Here is a 16,651-nt window from a genome sequence, read left to right as displayed (position 1 = left end):
TTACGGCTCCGTCGGTGACGGCTGTTTTCGGGATGAGCGAAGAGTCTGCAATTAAACAATGAGACCGGGACGTCAGCGCCGCTGCCTGGATAGAGCAGAATAGTTCTGCAGAGAGAGTCTGATTTCAGAAAAACTCTGCAGAACATTTGACAGAAATGCAGGCGGGACAGGAGTAAAAAACGTCTGGTTTTTTAAACAGAACTGTGATAGAATAATTTCTACACAAGCACATAAGAAATACCAGGAGGGCAAACATATGCCAGTAGTAAATGAATTAATCCGCATTGAAGATGACGGCACCATCAGTTTCGGCGATTACAAGCTGACAGACAAGGCAAAGCTGGACAATTTTGAGTACAGAGGGGATCTGTACAAGGTAAAGACCTGCCAGGAGATCACCAAGCTTGAGAGAAACGGACTGTTCGTATATGAGTCAGTTCCGGGAACCGCTGTCAGCCATTTTTCTGTGGACGACGCAGCCGTTGAGTTTAGCGTGGAGGGTGACAAGGATGCCCAGGTAACGATTCAGTTAGAGGATGACTGCGAGTATGAGGTATTTGTGGACGGAGCCGCAGTGGGAGGAATGAAGACGAATTTAAGCGGAAAGCTCGTGGTCAGCGTGGAGCTGAATCAGGGAGCAGCAGCCCAGATCAGGGTTGTGAAGCGCTGATACTGCACGAAAGAACGCCAGGCATTCTGAGGTGAAAAGCAGCGCAGTTGGCATAGATGCAAAGATGAAGGATGGAGGCCCTTTACAGAGGGCCTCCATCTGTTTCCTGTATCCGGCCATGTAAGCGAGGGCTGTGCAGAAAAGGGCCAGGGATGAGCCGGCATCTGCCTGTCAGGCAAGAGGGAGCCAGGCGGCCGAGGGAATGGAAAGAGGAGTAAAGGAGATTGAACAGTGGCAAAGGCTAGAGCGACAGCATTTTTTTGCAGTGAGTGCGGATATGAGTCTGCGAAGTGGATGGGACAGTGTCCCGCCTGCCGTGCGTGGAATACCATGGTGGAGGAGCCGGTGGCCTTCCAGACTGCCAAAAGTGCGGGAAAGAGAGGTCTGGGCGCGGCAGCGGGAATTTTGGGAAGAGAGGGAATCTCTGCGTCCGGAAAGAGCCCTGCAGGGAGGAGCGGTCTTGCAGGTACAGCGTCAGGGCTCGGGGCGGTCTGCCCTAAAAGCCTCTCAGAGATTGAGCTGGGGAGAGAGGAGAGGACCGACACAGGCTTCGGGGAGCTGAACCGGGTGCTGGGAGGAGGGATCGTGAAGGGCTCTCTGGTTCTGGTAGGCGGGGATCCCGGAATCGGAAAGTCCACGCTCCTTCTGCAGGTATGCCGGAATCTGGCGGCAGGGGGGCAGAAGGTGCTCTATATTTCCGGAGAGGAATCCTTAAAGCAGATTAAGATAAGAGCCAGCCGGATAGGGGAGATGAGCGACAGTCTGTGCTTTCTATGTGAGACAAATCTGGAAATGATTCAGGAGGTGGTAAGGAGGACGGCACCGGACACAGTGATCATTGATTCCATTCAGACCATGTACCTGGAGGAGATCACTTCGGCACCGGGAAGCGTCAGCCAGGTCAGGGAGTGCACGAATGTGCTGATGCAGATTGCAAAAGGGCTTGGGATTACGGTGTTTATTGTGGGCCATGTGACAAAGGAGGGGGTGGTGGCCGGCCCCAGAGTGCTTGAGCATATGGTCGATACGGTCCTCTATTTTGAAGGCGATCGCCACGCGTCCTACAGGATTCTGCGGGGGGTGAAAAACCGGTTTGGCTCCACCAACGAGATTGGCGTGTTTGAGATGCGGGAGGAAGGGCTTGTGGAGGTGAAGAACCCTTCGGAATTTATGCTGGAGGGCCGTCCGGCCGGCGCTTCGGGAGCGGTGGCCGCCTGTCTGGTGGAGGGGACAAGGCCCCTGATGCTGGAGGTTCAGGCCCTTGTGACAAGAAGCAATTTCGGAATGCCCAGAAGAACTGCTGCGGGCACGGATTATAACCGTGTCAACCTGCTAATGGCTGTGCTGGAAAAGCGCTGCCGCTACGATTTGGGCCAGATGGATGCCTATGTAAATATAGCGGGAGGACTGAAAATGAATGAGCCGGCCCTGGATCTGGCGATTGTGATGGCATTGATTTCCAGCTACAAGGACAGAGCGGTGGACGAAAAGACCGTTGTGTTCGGCGAAGTAGGGCTTTCCGGCGAGGTGCGCTCTGTATCCATGGCAGAACAGCGGGTCAATGAGGCGGTGAAGCTGGGCTTTGAGGCCTGCATCCTCCCGAGAATCTGCCTGGAAAAAATGAAGAGGAGGAGCGATATCCGGCTGATTGGCGTCAGCAGCGTGAAGGAGGCAGTGGCGATCCTATGAGAAACGAGGCTGGCAGGGGGCGTGAAGGCGCCCTTTCCCTTCTTCAGCCTGGGCAGATGCTGGCGGAAGGTCTCTCAATGCTGGACGGCGGGGGCAGACATTGCTGGCGGAGAAAAATGTATTAATTTGATATACAATATAAAAAAGATTAAAAAAATAAAAAAAACATTTGACATTGTAAAGGGGGTATGCTATTATATAGAAGTCGACGGCAGGAAAGAAAAAACGACGGCAGAATAAAAGAATAGAGGGGAATAGTTCAATGGCAGAGCAACGGTCTCCAAAACCGTTAATGGGGGTTCGAATCCCTCTTCCCCTGTTTTGAATGTGGCGCAAATCAGTTTGGTTTGCGCTTTTTGTTTTGGAAAAGAAACTCTCCGCAGGGAGTTTGACTGCCCTGCCTGTCTCTGGCAGCTGGAAACTGCCCGGAGAGGTGCCGCCAATGGCAAAGCAGGGTTATGTAAAAAGTTTGTGAAAAATGTAAAAACAGACAAATGTTTGTGCTGAAAAATTATTTAAAATATGCATCTAGTGATAATCAGATCTATTATCAGATGAGGAAAATGATTTTTTGCATAAAGAACAACAGAAAAAACCAGTTTTCCTGAGAAGAAATAGACGACGGGTTAATTTTCCGGCGCGGAGGGAAAAATTTGACAAAAATCGCCGCGTCATGGTATAAATGGTTGAAATCCAAAAATACTATAGATTGAAATCATCGTAAAAGGAGTTAATAATTATGAAGCAAAAACGGATTATGTTACCAACCGTTGAAGAGGCTAAGGAATTTGTGGCAGCTGCATCAAGATGTGACTTCGATATTGATGTATTCTATAACCGTATTATAATTGATGCAAAATCTCTTTTAGGTGTTTTAAGTCTGGATCTTACCAGAGTTCTTACCGTTGAGTATAATGGAGAAAACGAAGAGTTCGAGTCTTTCCTTGAGGAAAAGGCAGCCACAAATACAGCCGCTTAATCAGCGGGACAAAAATGAGAGATGCAGCCCTGCCTTCATGGCGGGCTGCGCAGAAGGATTTTCCGAGAGGGGAAACTGTCGAGTGGGACGGTTTCCCTTTTTTCTTTGAAGGAATCGGAGAGAAAGAAACCAGTGGCGCCGGCGCCGTCTTGTCTGTATAATAATAGCGGATAAATTTTGGTGGGTGAGCAGTTTTAAGGAGAGGGGGAAACAGAAATACATGAGTGAGGGGAGAGAGCAGGTAAAGGTATCTGTCCGAAATCTGGTGGAGTTCGTTCTCCGCTCCGGAGATATCGATAATCGGCGGACGGCAGGCGCGCAGAAGGAGGCCATGCTGGCCGGCAGCAGGATACACAGGAAGATACAGAAGCGGCAGGGGCCGGAGTACCGGGCCGAGGTTCCTCTGAAATTTGAGGTGGAGGAGGATGGGTTTCTACTTATTATAGAGGGAAGAGCTGACGGGATTATCGAGGATGCGTCAGGAGTGACCATTGATGAGATAAAAGGCGTATATATGGACGTGGAGGAGCTGAAGGAGCCGCTCTATGTCCATCTGGCTCAGGCCATGTGCTACGCCTGGTTTTACATGAACGACAGAAACCTTTCTGAAGCGGCAGTCCAGGTGACCTACTGCAGTCTGGACACAGAGGAGATACGGAGGTTTCGGTTCGTAAAGACCTTTGAGGAACTGGAGGAATGGTTTAAGGGGCTGATACACGAGTATGTGAAATGGGCCAGGTACCTTTATCACAACGGGCTGAGACGCGACGAGTCGCTGAGGACGCTTCAGTTTCCCTTCCCCTACAGGGAAGGCCAGAGGGAGCTGGCTGTGGCGGTGTACAGGACGGTCAGCCGGAAAAAAAAGCTGTTTATCCAGGCGCCTACAGGGATTGGAAAGACGCTGTCCACGATCTTTCCGGCCCTGAAGGCCATAGGAGAAGGGTACGGGGACAAGCTGTTCTACCTGACAGCCAAGACTATTACCCGGTCAGTAGCCCAGGAGGCCCTGGAAATTCTGAGGGAAGAGGGACTCTATTTTCGCTCTGTAACCATCACGGCCAAGGATAAGCTGTGCTTTCTCGAAAAGCCGGAGTGCAACCCGGATGCCTGCCCCTATGCAAAAGGGCATTTTGATCGGGTAAACGACGCTGTCTATGAGATCATTCACAGGGAATTTGGGATTACCAGGGAGACGGTTCTGCGGTATGCTGAGGAGTTTCAGGTCTGTCCCTTTGAATTCTGCCTGGACATCAGCAATTTCGTGGACGGAATTATCTGTGACTACAATTACGTGTTTGACCCTGACGTGCGTCTGAAAAGGTATTTTGCCGAGGGCGTGAAAGGAGAGTATATCTTCCTGATTGACGAGGCCCATAATCTGGTGGGGAGAGCCCGGGAAATGTACAGCGCCGCTGTGGTGAAGGAGGACTTTCTGACTGTAAAAAGGCTGACAAAGGGGCGCTCGCCGAAACTTTTAAGGCTCCTTGACCGGGTGAACCGGCTGATGTTGGAAATGAAGAGAGAGTGCGGCGGGTATGAGCTTCTCTCAGATGCAGGCCCTCTCGTTCTGGCTCTTGGCTCCCTCTTTTCGGAGATGGAAAAATTTCTGGATGAATACCGGGAGTTTCAGGATCGGGAGCTGGTGCTTGACCTGTACTTTTCGGTCAGGAGTTTTTTGAATATCTATGAGCGGGTGGACGAGCACTACCGGATTTATTCCAGGATTCTGGAGAACGGAGACTTTTCTGTGCGGCTGTTCTGTGTCAACCCCATCAAAAATCTGGGAGAATGCCTGGAACAGGGAAATTCGGCCGTATTCTTCTCTGCCACCATGCTTCCCATCCGCTATTACAGAGAGCTTCTCAGCAACTGCCCGGAGGACTATGCCGTCTATGTGAATTCGCCTTTTCCAAAGCAGAACAGGGTGATCCTGACAGCCAGCGACGTGAGCAGCCGCTACACCAGGAGAAACAGACACGAGTTTGGAAAGATTGCAGACTACATCGAGGCCATCGCAGAGGGAAAACAGGGGAATTACATGGTATTTTTCCCTTCCTACCAGTATATGGAAAATGTGGAGGAGGTTCTGAGAGAGAGAGGGACAGACCTTGAGCTTCTGGTGCAGACGAATCATATGACAGAGGCAGACAAGGAAGAATTTCTGGGGGAATTTTCCAGAGAGAGGGAGAGAAGCCTTGCGGCTCTCTGCGTAATAGGAGGAATTTTCTCAGAGGGAATTGATCTGACAAACGACAGGCTGATCGGCGCATTAATTGTGGGGACAGGGCTTCCGCAGGTAAATGTGGAGCAGGAAATTTTAAAACAGTATTTCGAAGAGGGAGATGAAAACGGCTTTGACTACGCCTACCGCTACCCGGGCATGAACAAGGTTCTGCAGGCGGCGGGCCGGGTGATCCGAACCATGGATGACAGAGGGATTATTGCCCTCCTGGATGACCGCTTCCTGGAAAAGGATTATCAGGAGCTGTTTCCGAGAGAGTGGGACGAATACTTTATCGTAAACAGGAGAAATGTGAGACAGGCAGTGGAGGCCTTCTGGAGGCGGCAGGAGGAAGAGGCGCCTTAAGCCTCCTCCTGTTCCCGCTCCCGGCCCCCCAATAGCTCCATAAACTGTCTGGCTGCCTGGGAGATGGGAATGCTTTCATTGTGCACCACCACGAGCTGACGCTCCGGAAGAGCCTCCTCAAGCTCCAGGATAAACAGGCTGCTGTCGGAGGACGGGATGCAGAAATCAGGCACAAAGGCAATGCCCAGGCCGATTTTTGCCAGATCGATCAGCAGATCATTGCTGCTCAGCTCAATTTCCGGCACCAGGTCAAGCTGATGCTTCTGGAACATGCTGTGGAGAAATTCGCTGGTAGTGCTTTTTTTGTCCAGCATGAGGATCGGATAGGTCTGAAGCTCTTCCAGGCTCAGCTTCCTGCCCTTCAGGGGAAAAAATTCCTCATTGGCTGCAAATACGTCGTGAAAGGGGCGCAGCATCTTGATGTTCTGTGTATTGGAAAGGGCCGAGTTGGGGTAGTTGGTGATGATAAAATCCACCTGCCCGTTTTCTAAGAGCTTTGCGCACTCGATGGAGGTGCGGTTTGTCACCTTGATGTGGATGTTGGGGTAGAGGCTGTGAAAGTGGCTCAGGAACGGGACGAGAAAGTAGCGGCAGATGGTGTCGCTGGCTCCGATTCTGAGCTGGCCCCCGTTCAGGGTGTTGGCCTCCAGAAGCTGGTTTTCCCCCTTTTTAATCAGGTTCATGGCCGGCTCGATGTGTTTCAGAAGGATCTCCCCCTCAGGCGTGAGCTGAACCCGCTTGGTGCTTCTGATAAACAGCGTCTGGTTCAGCTTTTTTTCCAGAACCTTGATGGACTGGCTGACAGCAGACTGAGAGATGAAAAGCTGTTTGGACGCCTCGGAAAAGCTCAGGGTCGAGGCCACGTGATAGAATACTTTGTATAATTCGTAATTTATATCCATTATTAGTTCTCCTTATAAATGATACAGCTCATTTTAACACACTATGTCCTGGTTTGTAAATCCGTATATTTCTATTTTTCGGTGAATGTGATAAAATGAGCCTTGCAGGGCTTTGTGCGTGCACAGGGAGCCCTGTAAGGCGAATGTCCGCATCGGGCTGATAAGCGAGATGATAAAATGGTTACGTTCAAAGAACATACGAAACTGTGAACAGAAAAGATGAAATTCCGGAGCCGGACAGGAGGCAGGTTCCGGGCAGGAGTGAAGAAGAATGATAAAGACAGTGATCTCACTGGGACTTCCGGTGGAGGAAAATCTGATAATCAGAAAAAATGTCATAGAACCGCCAAAGCGCACAGGCAGAGAGAAGAGGATCTGTATTGTGACAGGGACCCACGGCGACGAACTGGAAGGACAGTATGTCTGCTACGAGCTGAACAGGAGGATCCGGGAAGGGATGGAACATCTGAAGGGAATTGTGGAGATCTATCCTGCGCTGAATCCTTTGGGGATTGATACCATTACGAGAGCTGTTCCCCTTTTTGACATGGATCTGAACCGTTTGTTTCCCGGAAAAAAGGACGGGTCCGTGGCCGAGCAGATAGCATTTAGCATACTGGAAGACATAAAAGGTGCCGATATGTGCATCGATATTCATGCCAGCAATATTTATATCAGGGAGATTCCACAGGTGCGCTTAAATGCCAGCACATCCGAAAACCTGGTTCAGTATGCAAAAAGGCTGAACACGGAATTTGTCTGGGTACATCCGGCATCCACGGTGCTGGAATCTACCCTGGCCCACAGCCTGAATATGGCTGGAGTTCCGACGCTGGTGGTGGAGATGGGCGTGGGAATGAGGATTACAGAGAGCTACTGCATGCAGCTGACAGACGGTATTTTCTGTCTGATGAAGGACCTGGGAATCTGGGACGGGGAGACGGTGAAGCCGAGGGAGCCTGTAGTGTCCCTGGATGGCAGGGTGGAGCTTCTGAATGCGGAGAGAGCGGGAATTTTTGTGCCGAAGGCGGAGCACGGCAGCCGAATCAGGAGGGGAGAAGTGCTGGGAGATATTGTGAACCCCCTCGACGGAACGGTGGAGGAAACCTTTTATGCTCCCTGCAGCGGCCTTGTGTTTACACTGAGAGCCTACCCGGTGGTGGAGACAGGCTCCCTGATTGCCAGGATACTTGATGAGGAGGGGGCGCAGAGGCCATGAGAACAGAAGTTATTTTTTCCATGAAGAGGGCCTGCCGGGAGGACTATCAGATAAAGGGGTACCGGTTCGGTCGGGGAGGGCAGAAGGCTGCCTGTATTGTGGGACCTATGCGGGGGACGGAGATCCAGCAGCTTTATATCTGCTCTCAGCTTGTCAGAATGCTTAAGGAGATTGAATCCAGGGGAGGAATCGCAGGGGACAATGAGATACTTGTGATTCCGTCCTTAAACCAGCCGTCTGTCAACGTAAACCGCCATTTCTGGCCCACAGATAATTCCGATGTAAACAGGATGTTCCCGGGAGATCAGAAGGGGGAAACTACGAAGAGGCTGGCCGGCACTCTGTTTGAGAAAGTCAGAGGCTACAGTTATGGAATCCAGTTTTCAAGTCTGTACTCTGTGGGAGAGTTTGTGCCTCATGTGAGAATGCTCGAGACAGGGTATCACAGCCCCAGTCTTGCAAACCTGTTTGGCCTCCCCTACGTGATGATCCAGCGGACATCGGCTTATGATACGGCGTCCCTCAACTATAACTGGCAGTTAGAGGGAACCAGCGCTTTTTCCGTCTACACGGCGGCGACGGAGAATATTGATCAGGAGGCGGCTATCCAGTCAGCCTCGTCGGTGCTCCGCTTCCTGACCAGAATGGGGATCATCCGGTACAACAGCCACAGCGGCTACATTGCCAGTGTGATCACAGAGGAAGATCTGGCCAATGTGATTACCAGTGCGCCGGGATTCTTCATCAGAGAGAAAAATCCCGGGACAGAGGTTTCCTGCGGCGATGTGATGGCCACGATCATAGATCCCGGAACAGGGGAGATTGTGAGCCAGGTCCTTGCGCCTACGGATGGAATCGTATTCTATGCCCACACGAAGCCTCTTGTGTTTGAAGGGGAGGTTATTTTTAAGATTATCAGAAGGCTCCATGCGTAGAAGCAGGAGTCTGACGCGCAGGAAAGACAGAAACAGCCAACGGGAAATGCGCAAGAAAAGAATAGAAAAGGAGAGATACCATGAGAGAGGACAGAGCCTTTGAGGAAAAGGATTTTTACCAGATGTACCAGGATGAGATGGACTGCATCATTCCCTGCACTGAGGATGAGATGGAGGAGCTTTCCGAGGAGCTCCTGTCAGGAAACGAGAGGGCAAAAAAGCGCCTGATTGAGGGCTGCCTGGCCATGGCTGCCGAACTTTCCGAGGAGTACAGAGACAGGGGACTTCCGGCAGGGGATCTGGTTCAGGAGGCCAATATGGCCCTTCTGCTTCTGGTTTCCGAATACGAGGGGGGAAATTTCCGGGCACAGGCGGAGGAACGTATCCGCGAGGCTCTGGAGACTGCCCTTGATATTCAGGATACAGAGCAGAAAATCGAGGAGGAGATGCTTGCGAGAGTGAATGTGTTAAAGGACATCTCTGCCCAAATGGCTGAGGAGCTGGGCCGCGAGGCGACGGTGGAGGAGCTGGCTGCACGCATGAAGATGACGGTGGAGGAGATCAAGGATATTATGAAGCTGACCCTGGACGCTATGAGCGTCAGCGGAGAATAAGGAGGCCTGCAGATGAAGCTGTATCTGATCCGGCACGGACAGACCTTGTGGAACAGTGAAGGGAAAATTCAGGGGAAGACGGACATCCCGTTAAATGAGACAGGCCTCCTGCAGGCGGAGCTTCTGGCAGAGGCTATGGAAAGATACCCGGTGACGGCCGTATATGCGAGTCCTTTAAAGCGGGCCTATCAGACGGCTGAATGTGTGGCAGGGCGGCAGGGACTTTCTGTCATTGCCGAGGAGGGGCTCAGAGAGGTGGATTTCGGGTTCTGGGAGGGGATGACATGGAGTGAGATTGAAGAGCGCTACCCTGAAGATTTTGCCCTCTGGGACAAAAATCCGGCAGAGCATGCTCCTACAGGAGGGGAGCGGCGGGAGGACTGTCAGGCCCGCATATCCAAAGCCATGGAGCGGATCATCGGGGAGGCCAGGGGAGATGTCGCCCTGGTAGCCCATGGGGGAATTCTGGTCTTTGCGGTATTATGGCTGATCCGAAAGAGGCAGGAGAAAAATGAGATCATTGTGAAAAACGCCAGCATCACCACAGTGGAATATGACAGGAAGACAGGAGAGGGAAGGCTCCTCTGCCTCAATGATGTGAGCCATCTGGGAAAATCCTGCTCAGACGACGGCATAAAATAAGGCAGAAGAGGGGAAACTAGCAGAAGAAATTCTGCAGAGACAAATGATCAGAAAAAGTCAGCAGATGAAAGAAGCCGGAACACGGGCGTCAGAAGACTGGAAAAAAGCAGGAAGACAGGAGAGATAGGAGAGACAGCGGCAGAAGAAGGCCGCAGGGGGAATTACATGACCAGTAAAAAGAAAACGGAAACAGAAAGAGCAGACAGGAGCGTTCTGTCCGCAGACGGGAAAGAGTGTTTGGAGGGCAGGAAAGCAGCCGAAGCATTTCTGTCATCCCTCCATGGGGGATGCAGCGCCTTCAGCTGGGAAACTGCCGATGGACAGCACCTCTGGGGAAGAAATCTCGATTTTAACCGGCTGGCAGAGGGGACGAGAGTGACCTTTCTCCCACGGAAAACGGTATTTTACACTTATGGGACGAGCCTTGAGAACACACTCAGGGAGGACACCAGAACGGAAACCATCTACGGGGCGGTGGGGATCGGCTCCCTGCTGTTAAAATCTACGCCGGCCCTCTATGAGGGGATCAATGAGGAGGGGCTGATGGGGGGACAGCTCTACTACAGGGGCTTTGCCCATTTTGAGAGAGAATGCCGTCCCGGTACCAGGCCTGTGCAGCCTCCGTTTCTGATCACCTATCTGCTTGGAAGGTGCAGGAATGTGGAGGAGGTGGTGAGGGAGCTTCAGGAAAATATTACCCTGTCCGGTGCACCGATGCTAGGAATGGTTCCCACTCTTCACTGGATGTTCGCTGACCGAACCGGAGAATCTGTGATCGTGGAGCCGGATAGGGAAGGGCTTCATATTTACCGAAACACCATGGGAGTGATGACCAACAGTCCAGGTTACCCGTGGCATCGGACGAATCTCCTGACCTATGCGGGGCTTCGGGACCTGGACTATGATACCCTGCACATCAACGGGGACAGCCTTGAACAGTGCTTCTCAGGGGGCGGCATGAAGGGCCTTCCGGGAGACTGGTCCTCCCCGTCGCGGTTCGTGAGACTTTCCTTCCTGAAAAAATACTGTGAAAAAGGCCGAAATGAGGAGGAGGGAGTGGCCAGGATGCTTCGCCTGTTCGACAGTGCGGCCTTCCCCCTTGGCATGGTCAGAGTAAGCGAACCGGGAACCATCACTGAGTATGACAGAGGGGGTTCACTTAGATAAAGATACCACACCAATCCCACGCTGACTTTTGCTCAACCAATACAGCCGGAGGGCTGGATAACAAGAAAAGGCGGTATGCGCCCCGTGGAGGGGTAGCATATCGCCTTTTCTTGTGGGGGTTTCCAAAGGGGGCAACGCCCCCATTTGGCACACGACTTTGCGAAGCAAAGTGTAGTGTGTTATACGCTCTGTCGGCGTTGTCGTGAAAATGCCGTTGCCGCCGGGGAGGGCAAGGGCATTTGAAGCGGCAAGATTTGAAGCGGCAAGAAAACAGGGCTGTGCTTGCGTGGCGTGGAGCCGCAAGCGCAGGTCTGGTTTCATCAGCAGACAGGGCGTATATGAAAGCCCCCGTCCCTCGTCCTACGCTCCGACTTGTGGACAAAGTGTCCCGAAGTTGTGGCCACACTCCCGGAAAAGTAGCAGGACAGCGGGCAACCGTCAAGGCTGAAATGAACGGGGTTACACCCGGCCTTGACCGCCGCCCGCCGCCCCGCTGGATGGGTGGACAAGGCGGCCAATCCCTCAAAGTGCTTGGCCGCGCTCTTTCTGATTTTGAGGTATTCAGTTTTTCAAAATTGAATAATCAAAATAAATTTTTTCGATTGAAAAAATTTTATTTGTTATCATCTTCAATGCCATATTTTTTCTTTTGCCGAATCACATAATTACTGATTTTTTCATCATATAGTGGATACTGGTAATCCAACTGGCATGCCACTTCTGACGAAACCTCCCGGAACAATGCCATACATTGTTCAAAGGATTCCCACATATGGGGATAGGAATCCATATTATAAGTAGACATAAGTCGTTCCCACAATTCCTCTGGGACATATTGCTTCATAAATTTATAGTTTTTTCCCAAACTGAAATGAAATCCCTGTTTGATACCAATCAGCCAGGAAATCATGCGAAGCAATTCTTTTCGTACTATATCATTCATATGGTCAATAGCAAAAAGAATTTCTTTGCGGCATAAGCCCTTTACTACATATGTTGTAGTATTCCAAAATTCATTACAGCAATCGTCAAACATTCTTTGAGTAGGCTTCTGCAAGTGGTAGTCTATATCCGTTGGTATTGGCGGCTTTACGATACGGTTGTCTTTATCCAACAGTAACTTTACCAGTTTATCCCATGTAAAATACTCGTCTATCAGTTCCAGCGGCAGCAAAGTTAAATCTATCTTAACATCATCAGTAAACAGCATTAAATATGAAAATCCCTTTTCTACAGCTGGAAATAATTCCATATCTTCCGGCTTTTGCAGAATCAACCTTTCACCAAATATATCTAGCCATTTATCATCACTTGTGAAGCTGTCCATATCCGTAACAAAAAAAGTAATATCAAAATCCTGAAAATCATCAGGCGGAATATTTGTATTTGTTCTAGATCCTTCCAAAGTAACCATGCGAATGCGTTTGTCTGTTTTTGCAAAATTCAAAACAATATCATAAACTTCCTTTTCTGATCTCATTTTTATCTCCTCCAATTATTGAAATAGGTGTGAAGCCATTTTAGGGCTTTCCCGCCTTGATTACCCTTTAGCAAAGACGGGCGGGACTGTCAACGGCGGCGCATGAAATGCGCCGTTCATCTTGACCGTTGACTGGCTCGGCTGGCTTTGCTATTTTCTCGATGAAAAACAATTTATTCGTATTTATTTCCATCATTGTCATAGTAAGCCACATGAATGGAATACTCTTTTTCTGGGTTTTTAATTGAGATAATATCCATATCATCTGTGTTGTATCTCAATGTATCTTGCACTTGTCCATTTATTGTATAAGTGATTTCAGCATACTCTGTTTTAGCACCATTAAACCAAATTAAATCATACCATTCTCCGTTTATTGCAACGCCACCGACAATAATCTCATCACTATTTCGGTTTGTTGATGTACTAAATTTGTAGTCTCCATTTCCTGTTGGTTCAAAGATAGCAAGTGTAGATTTATTATCTGTACTGTATGCTCCACTCACGATATAACCGCCAAGTTCCAGTTCTTTTGCGATAGTCCATTCATTCCCTTTTGAAATTGCGGTGTTCAATATGCTTTCTCTGCTGGTAATGGTATCTCCTTTGGGAGTTAAACTAAAGAAATATAAAAAAGCGGCAGCAACGCAAATAACAGTCGCTGAAATTATCAGTAACCACTTTTTCATAACCAATACCTCCATATAATCTGATTTATTATTCTCTTACTTGCGTCCCCGCTGCGGCTTTGGATTTTTCAGCAAATCCGATTTCTGTGCAATCTTTTTCAACCACTTCTTTTCTTCCTCTGACAGTTTCCCATAGTTCAGCTTGAGCCGCTTACAGATAAATGCCATAGCCGCCTGCTCCGGGTCGCTGTCCTCTCTGGTGGTTTCCTCTGCGGTCTGCAAAAAATCTTCCAGAGGATTGTCCTCCGGGACGCTGAAAAAATCGTCCTTGTGGGCTTCCCGCAGGTCGAAGGCTATCTTGTTTATGTCCTGCTGTATCACATAGCGGCAAAAGCTGTCATCGTCAATATGGGCGGCGATAAGCTGTCGCAGCTGTGGGTCAGTCAAGCCGGGATTGTGTTGTTTCATAATCGTTGCACTCACAGCGTCCACAATGGCGTTTGCGCTCTGCACCTGCTTTCCCGCTACGCCGTTCACATAGATTTCAAGGTCGGCCATGAGCCGGGGAAAATCCGGGTGGGTCGCCAGTTCACACAAGAGGGAATTGTCCACCCGCCCGCTTTTCAATAGTTCAATCATATCGTCGCTCAAACGCAGGTCTGCAAGATCGGCGTTTGGGTGATTTTTTGTTTGGGAACGGCCCAGCAGATAATCAACAGTCACTTCGTAAAACTTTGCTAACTCAATAAGGGCATAGTGGCTGATGTCCTTATACTCGTCCGCTTCATAGCTGCCAAGCGCAGATTTGGAGAGGTGCGTCTGTTCCGCAAGCTGTTCCAGCGTCAAGCCACGCTCCACACGCAGGTCTTTTAGTCGTTCTTGAATAGTTAGGGCCATACTCTCCCCCCCTCTGTCCTCTGTTCTAAAATATCATCCAATCTTACCACGACTTTTTGATTTCTCTTAATAAAGCAACCGTAATATCTTTGGCAATACTTGATGCTTTTGCACAGTTTCCGTCAAAATTATCAACTCCGCTGTGTTTTTCAGTATCGGTCACACACCGAATGGCGATAAACGGTATGTCATTTGCATAGCAGACATGAGCGATACTGGCAGTTTCCATGTCAACCGTCAAGGGAGCAAATTCATCGTTTATTTTTTGCCGGCTCTCATCGGTTATAAACGATTCTCCCGTTACCATACGGCCCCAAACTACCTTTCCAGAAGTTGAAAGCTTGTCAACAGCAGACTTTGACATATCTATCAGCTTTGGGTCTGCCACAAAAAACACAGAATTCATCCACGGATGAAATTCCGTTAAAATGTCTGGCGCTACATCGTGGTAACAAACTTCTGTGGAGATAACTGTATCGAATATTTCAAGTTCTGGCTCCATACCGCCCGCTGTCCCTGAATTGATAATTATATCCACGCAAAATACATCTATCAAAAGCTGAGCGGCTATGGCGGCATTTACTTTGCACACGCCGGAAAACAGGGCGACAACTTCTACACTATCAATCTGTCCAGCATGGAATTTCAGCATAGCTTTTTCCGTTATCTTACAGTTGCTTATCAAGGGCAAAAATGGGGCGAGTTCTTCGTCACCCGCACATAAAATTCCGATTTTCATAGATTATTGTCCTCCTATGGCTTGAAAGCCAATTTTTATGTTTATTTTACCATAATTCCGAGAGCACGGAAATAGCCTGTTTTTTAAGCCGATTTCCTACCTTTCGGATATACGGGACGGGCGGTCATTTAGGTGTAGACTTAGGGTAGTTCATCGATGGACAGCACCTTGAAAACAGAATGACCGTCCAAAAAGGAATACCCCGGCTGGGGAAGCACTGCAAGGAGCCAGCTTCTGGACACTTTGTCCAGAGGTCACTTCGGGACAAGTTGTCCCGAAGTTGCGGGGAGCGTGCCTCGTCGCCGCAAGCTGCGTATCATTCGCTTCCGCCAGAGGGCGAAAGCTCACTCGCTCCGCTGCGGCTCCTCTCCCCACAAAGTCTGACGACTTTGCGGGGGCCCCTGTTGGGAACACGCCGCAGGCATGGGGCAAGAAACCTTTTCGGGGAGAACGGCAACGGAAAGCAAAATGGAGGGAACGCATGAGAGATAACCCCTATAAAGACTTGCCGCCGCTGGAACGCAGGCCGGACGGTTCCCTTTACCGCATGACACCGGCGCAAAGGAAACAGGCGGCCAGCCTGATACGCCAGGAGTGCTGTTGCTGTGAGGACGGCAACTGCATTGTCCTTGATGATGGGGACACCTGCACCTGCCCGCAGACAGTTTCTTTCTCGGTCTGCTGTAAGTGGTTCCGCTGGGCGGTCTTGCCGCTGGACGGGACGCTGGAAGCGGAGATTTTCCGGGATAAGGACTTGAAACGCTGTGTGGTCTGCGGCGGTGTGTTCGTCCCCAAATCCAACCGGGCAAAATACTGCCCCGGCTGTGCCGCCAGAGTTCACAGGCGGCAGAAAACAGAAAGTGAACGGAAAAGGAGGTCTGCTGTGGACAGTTAGGAGCGAAAAAAGCCTTGATTTATTAGGCTCCGCAAGCCCCAAACCGGGGCAGGTGGTATAAAGTATCGCCCGCCCCGGAAAACGGGCTTCTAACCGTCCACAAAACACGATATGACAAACACGATTTACATTCATCAGCCGGAAAAGGCGTTCAGCTTCACCCGGCTCCCGAATTTTCTCTTTGAAGCCCCCACATTCAAGCCCCTGTCTAACGAGGCAAAGGTTCTGTACACCTTTATCCTGCGCCGGACAGAGTTATCCCGCAAGAATGGGTGGGCGGATGACTGCGGACGGATTTTCCTGTATTACCCTATCTGCGAAGTGGTTGACCTGCTCCACTGTGGGCGGCAGAAAGCGGTGAACACCCTGCGGGAACTGCAATACGCCGGACTGGTGGAGATCCAGAAGCAGGGCTGTGGAAAACCCAACCGCATTTTTCCAAAATCCTATGAAGCGGTTCCAAACACCGACTTCAAGAAATCCCGTTCTGGTACGCCGGAGGACTGAAAACCGTACCCTTGAAGTACGGAAACCGCCCCCCTAAAGTACGAAAACCGGACGGTATATAGAAATACAAAGATTAAAATGATTTATTTATATCCATTCC

The 16,651-nt window shown here is 50.1% G+C and carries 16 protein-coding genes and 1 tRNA gene; 12 read left to right on the top strand and 5 right to left on the bottom strand.

The features are described from left to right. Nucleotides 1–256: 256 nt before the first annotated feature. The 5 genes from LK436_RS12165 to LK436_RS12145 all read left to right on the top strand — a co-directional run bounded on the left by LK436_RS12165 (nt 257) and on the right by LK436_RS12145 (nt 5,925). Nucleotides 257–670, top strand: coding sequence for a hypothetical protein (locus LK436_RS12165; protein WP_008396000.1), 414 nt, complete (start codon nt 257–259; stop codon nt 668–670). A gap of 231 nt (nt 671–901) precedes the next feature. Further along, on the top strand, nt 902–2,359 hold the full coding sequence (gene radA, locus LK436_RS12160; RefSeq protein WP_044930680.1) for a DNA repair protein RadA: 1,458 nt from the start codon (nt 902–904) through the stop codon (nt 2,357–2,359). Between the two features lie 248 nt (nt 2,360–2,607). Continuing rightward, nucleotides 2,608–2,678, top strand: a tRNA-Trp gene (locus LK436_RS12155). Between the two features lie 420 nt (nt 2,679–3,098). Then, entirely contained in the window at nt 3,099–3,338 is a 240-nt protein-coding gene (locus LK436_RS12150; RefSeq protein WP_008395995.1) for an HPr family phosphocarrier protein, read from the top strand. A 220-nt stretch (nt 3,339–3,558) separates the two neighbouring features. After that, a complete protein-coding gene (locus LK436_RS12145) occupies nt 3,559–5,925 on the top strand; it encodes an ATP-dependent DNA helicase (RefSeq protein WP_021966386.1) in 2,367 nt (788 codons plus the stop codon). Here LK436_RS12145 and LK436_RS12140 read toward each other — a convergent pair. After that, nucleotides 5,922–6,827 carry a LysR family transcriptional regulator gene (locus LK436_RS12140; RefSeq protein ID WP_008395987.1) on the bottom strand — a complete coding sequence of 302 codons (906 nt, stop codon included), beginning with the start codon at nt 6,825–6,827 and terminating at the stop codon, nt 5,922–5,924. The genes LK436_RS12145 and LK436_RS12140 overlap by 4 nt on opposite strands. 271 nt (nt 6,828–7,098) lie before the next feature. Between LK436_RS12140 and LK436_RS12135 the strand changes: the two genes are divergently transcribed. The 5 genes from LK436_RS12135 (at nt 7,099) to LK436_RS12115 (ending at nt 11,404) form a co-directional block, all read left to right on the top strand. Then, on the top strand, nt 7,099–8,046 hold the full coding sequence (locus LK436_RS12135; protein WP_008395986.1) for a M14 family metallopeptidase: 948 nt from the start codon (nt 7,099–7,101) through the stop codon (nt 8,044–8,046). Further along, nucleotides 8,043–8,981 carry a M14 family metallopeptidase gene (locus LK436_RS12130; RefSeq protein ID WP_008395985.1) on the top strand — a complete coding sequence of 313 codons (939 nt, stop codon included), beginning with the start codon at nt 8,043–8,045 and terminating at the stop codon, nt 8,979–8,981. Before LK436_RS12135 ends, LK436_RS12130 begins: the two co-directional genes overlap by 4 nt. Nucleotides 8,982–9,061: 80 nt before the next feature. Next, nucleotides 9,062–9,595 (top strand): sigma-70 domain-containing protein, encoded by a 534-nt coding sequence (locus tag LK436_RS12125; protein ID WP_008395984.1) that lies wholly within the window; start codon nt 9,062–9,064, stop codon nt 9,593–9,595. Between the two features lie 12 nt (nt 9,596–9,607). Further along, nucleotides 9,608–10,237, top strand: a complete 630-nt coding sequence (locus tag LK436_RS12120; RefSeq protein ID WP_008395983.1) for a histidine phosphatase family protein — start codon at nt 9,608–9,610, stop codon at nt 10,235–10,237. Nucleotides 10,238–10,402: 165 nt separating this feature from the next. After that, nucleotides 10,403–11,404 carry a linear amide C-N hydrolase gene (locus LK436_RS12115; protein WP_008395982.1) on the top strand — a complete coding sequence of 334 codons (1,002 nt, stop codon included), beginning with the start codon at nt 10,403–10,405 and terminating at the stop codon, nt 11,402–11,404. Nucleotides 11,405–12,017: 613 nt separating this feature from the next. Here the strand turns inward: LK436_RS12115 and LK436_RS12110 are convergent. From LK436_RS12110 to mtnN, 4 genes are all read right to left on the bottom strand, one after another. Beyond that, nucleotides 12,018–12,884 (bottom strand): aminoglycoside 6-adenylyltransferase AadE, encoded by an 867-nt coding sequence (locus LK436_RS12110; protein WP_001255868.1) that lies wholly within the window; start codon nt 12,882–12,884, stop codon nt 12,018–12,020. A 173-nt stretch (nt 12,885–13,057) separates the two neighbouring features. Continuing rightward, the gene (locus LK436_RS12105) at nt 13,058–13,573 is read right to left on the bottom strand and encodes a hypothetical protein (protein ID WP_015573183.1); all 516 of its coding nucleotides are present in this window, start codon (nt 13,571–13,573) and stop codon (nt 13,058–13,060) included. Nucleotides 13,574–13,609: 36 nt separating this feature from the next. Beyond that, entirely contained in the window at nt 13,610–14,410 is an 801-nt protein-coding gene (locus LK436_RS12100) for a helix-turn-helix domain-containing protein (RefSeq protein ID WP_008395979.1), read from the bottom strand. A gap of 43 nt (nt 14,411–14,453) precedes the next feature. Next, on the bottom strand, nt 14,454–15,149 hold the full coding sequence (gene mtnN, locus LK436_RS12095) for a 5'-methylthioadenosine/S-adenosylhomocysteine nucleosidase (RefSeq protein ID WP_008395978.1): 696 nt from the start codon (nt 15,147–15,149) through the stop codon (nt 14,454–14,456). A 481-nt stretch (nt 15,150–15,630) separates the two neighbouring features. Here mtnN and LK436_RS12090 point away from each other — a divergent pair, with 481 nt between their 5' ends. Together LK436_RS12090 and LK436_RS12085 are read left to right on the top strand one after the other, a co-directional pair. Further along, nucleotides 15,631–16,044: a cysteine-rich VLP domain-containing protein gene (locus LK436_RS12090; protein WP_044930679.1), complete on the top strand. Its 414-nt coding sequence runs from the start codon at nt 15,631–15,633 to the stop codon at nt 16,042–16,044. 111 nt (nt 16,045–16,155) lie between these two features. Beyond that, nucleotides 16,156–16,551, top strand: a complete 396-nt coding sequence (locus tag LK436_RS12085) for a replication initiator protein A (RefSeq protein WP_008395976.1) — start codon at nt 16,156–16,158, stop codon at nt 16,549–16,551. The last annotated feature ends 100 nt before the right edge of the window (nt 16,552–16,651 follow it).

The sequence above is a fragment of the Clostridium sp. M62/1 genome (genome assembly GCF_020736365.1).
GTDB classification, from domain to species: domain Bacteria; phylum Bacillota; class Clostridia; order Lachnospirales; family Lachnospiraceae; genus Otoolea; species Otoolea saccharolyticum_A.
Note: the sequence above shows the minus strand (reverse complement) of the source record. Positions and strands in the feature narration are given on the sequence as shown.

Bases quoted from the DNA above. Each gene is read 5' to 3' on its own strand.
- LK436_RS12165 (WP_008396000.1), top strand. From the start codon at position 257: ATGCCAGTAGTAAATGAATTAATCCGCATTGAAGATGACGGCACCATC.
- LK436_RS12150 (WP_008395995.1), top strand. From the start codon at position 3,099: ATGAAGCAAAAACGGATTATGTTACCAACCGTTGAAGAGGCTAAGGAA.
- LK436_RS12145 (WP_021966386.1), top strand. From the start codon at position 3,559: ATGAGTGAGGGGAGAGAGCAGGTAAAGGTATCTGTCCGAAATCTGGTG.
- LK436_RS12140 (WP_008395987.1), bottom strand. From the start codon at position 6,827: ATGGATATAAATTACGAATTATACAAAGTATTCTATCACGTGGCCTCG.
- LK436_RS12135 (WP_008395986.1), top strand. From the start codon at position 7,099: ATGATAAAGACAGTGATCTCACTGGGACTTCCGGTGGAGGAAAATCTG.
- LK436_RS12130 (WP_008395985.1), top strand. From the start codon at position 8,043: ATGAGAACAGAAGTTATTTTTTCCATGAAGAGGGCCTGCCGGGAGGAC.
- LK436_RS12125 (WP_008395984.1), top strand. From the start codon at position 9,062: ATGAGAGAGGACAGAGCCTTTGAGGAAAAGGATTTTTACCAGATGTAC.
- LK436_RS12120 (WP_008395983.1), top strand. From the start codon at position 9,608: ATGAAGCTGTATCTGATCCGGCACGGACAGACCTTGTGGAACAGTGAA.
- LK436_RS12115 (WP_008395982.1), top strand. From the start codon at position 10,403: ATGACCAGTAAAAAGAAAACGGAAACAGAAAGAGCAGACAGGAGCGTT.
- LK436_RS12110 (WP_001255868.1), bottom strand. From the start codon at position 12,884: ATGAGATCAGAAAAGGAAGTTTATGATATTGTTTTGAATTTTGCAAAA.
- LK436_RS12105 (WP_015573183.1), bottom strand. From the start codon at position 13,573: ATGAAAAAGTGGTTACTGATAATTTCAGCGACTGTTATTTGCGTTGCT.
- LK436_RS12100 (WP_008395979.1), bottom strand. From the start codon at position 14,410: ATGGCCCTAACTATTCAAGAACGACTAAAAGACCTGCGTGTGGAGCGT.
- mtnN (WP_008395978.1), bottom strand. From the start codon at position 15,149: ATGAAAATCGGAATTTTATGTGCGGGTGACGAAGAACTCGCCCCATTT.
- LK436_RS12090 (WP_044930679.1), top strand. From the start codon at position 15,631: ATGAGAGATAACCCCTATAAAGACTTGCCGCCGCTGGAACGCAGGCCG.
- LK436_RS12085 (WP_008395976.1), top strand. From the start codon at position 16,156: ATGACAAACACGATTTACATTCATCAGCCGGAAAAGGCGTTCAGCTTC.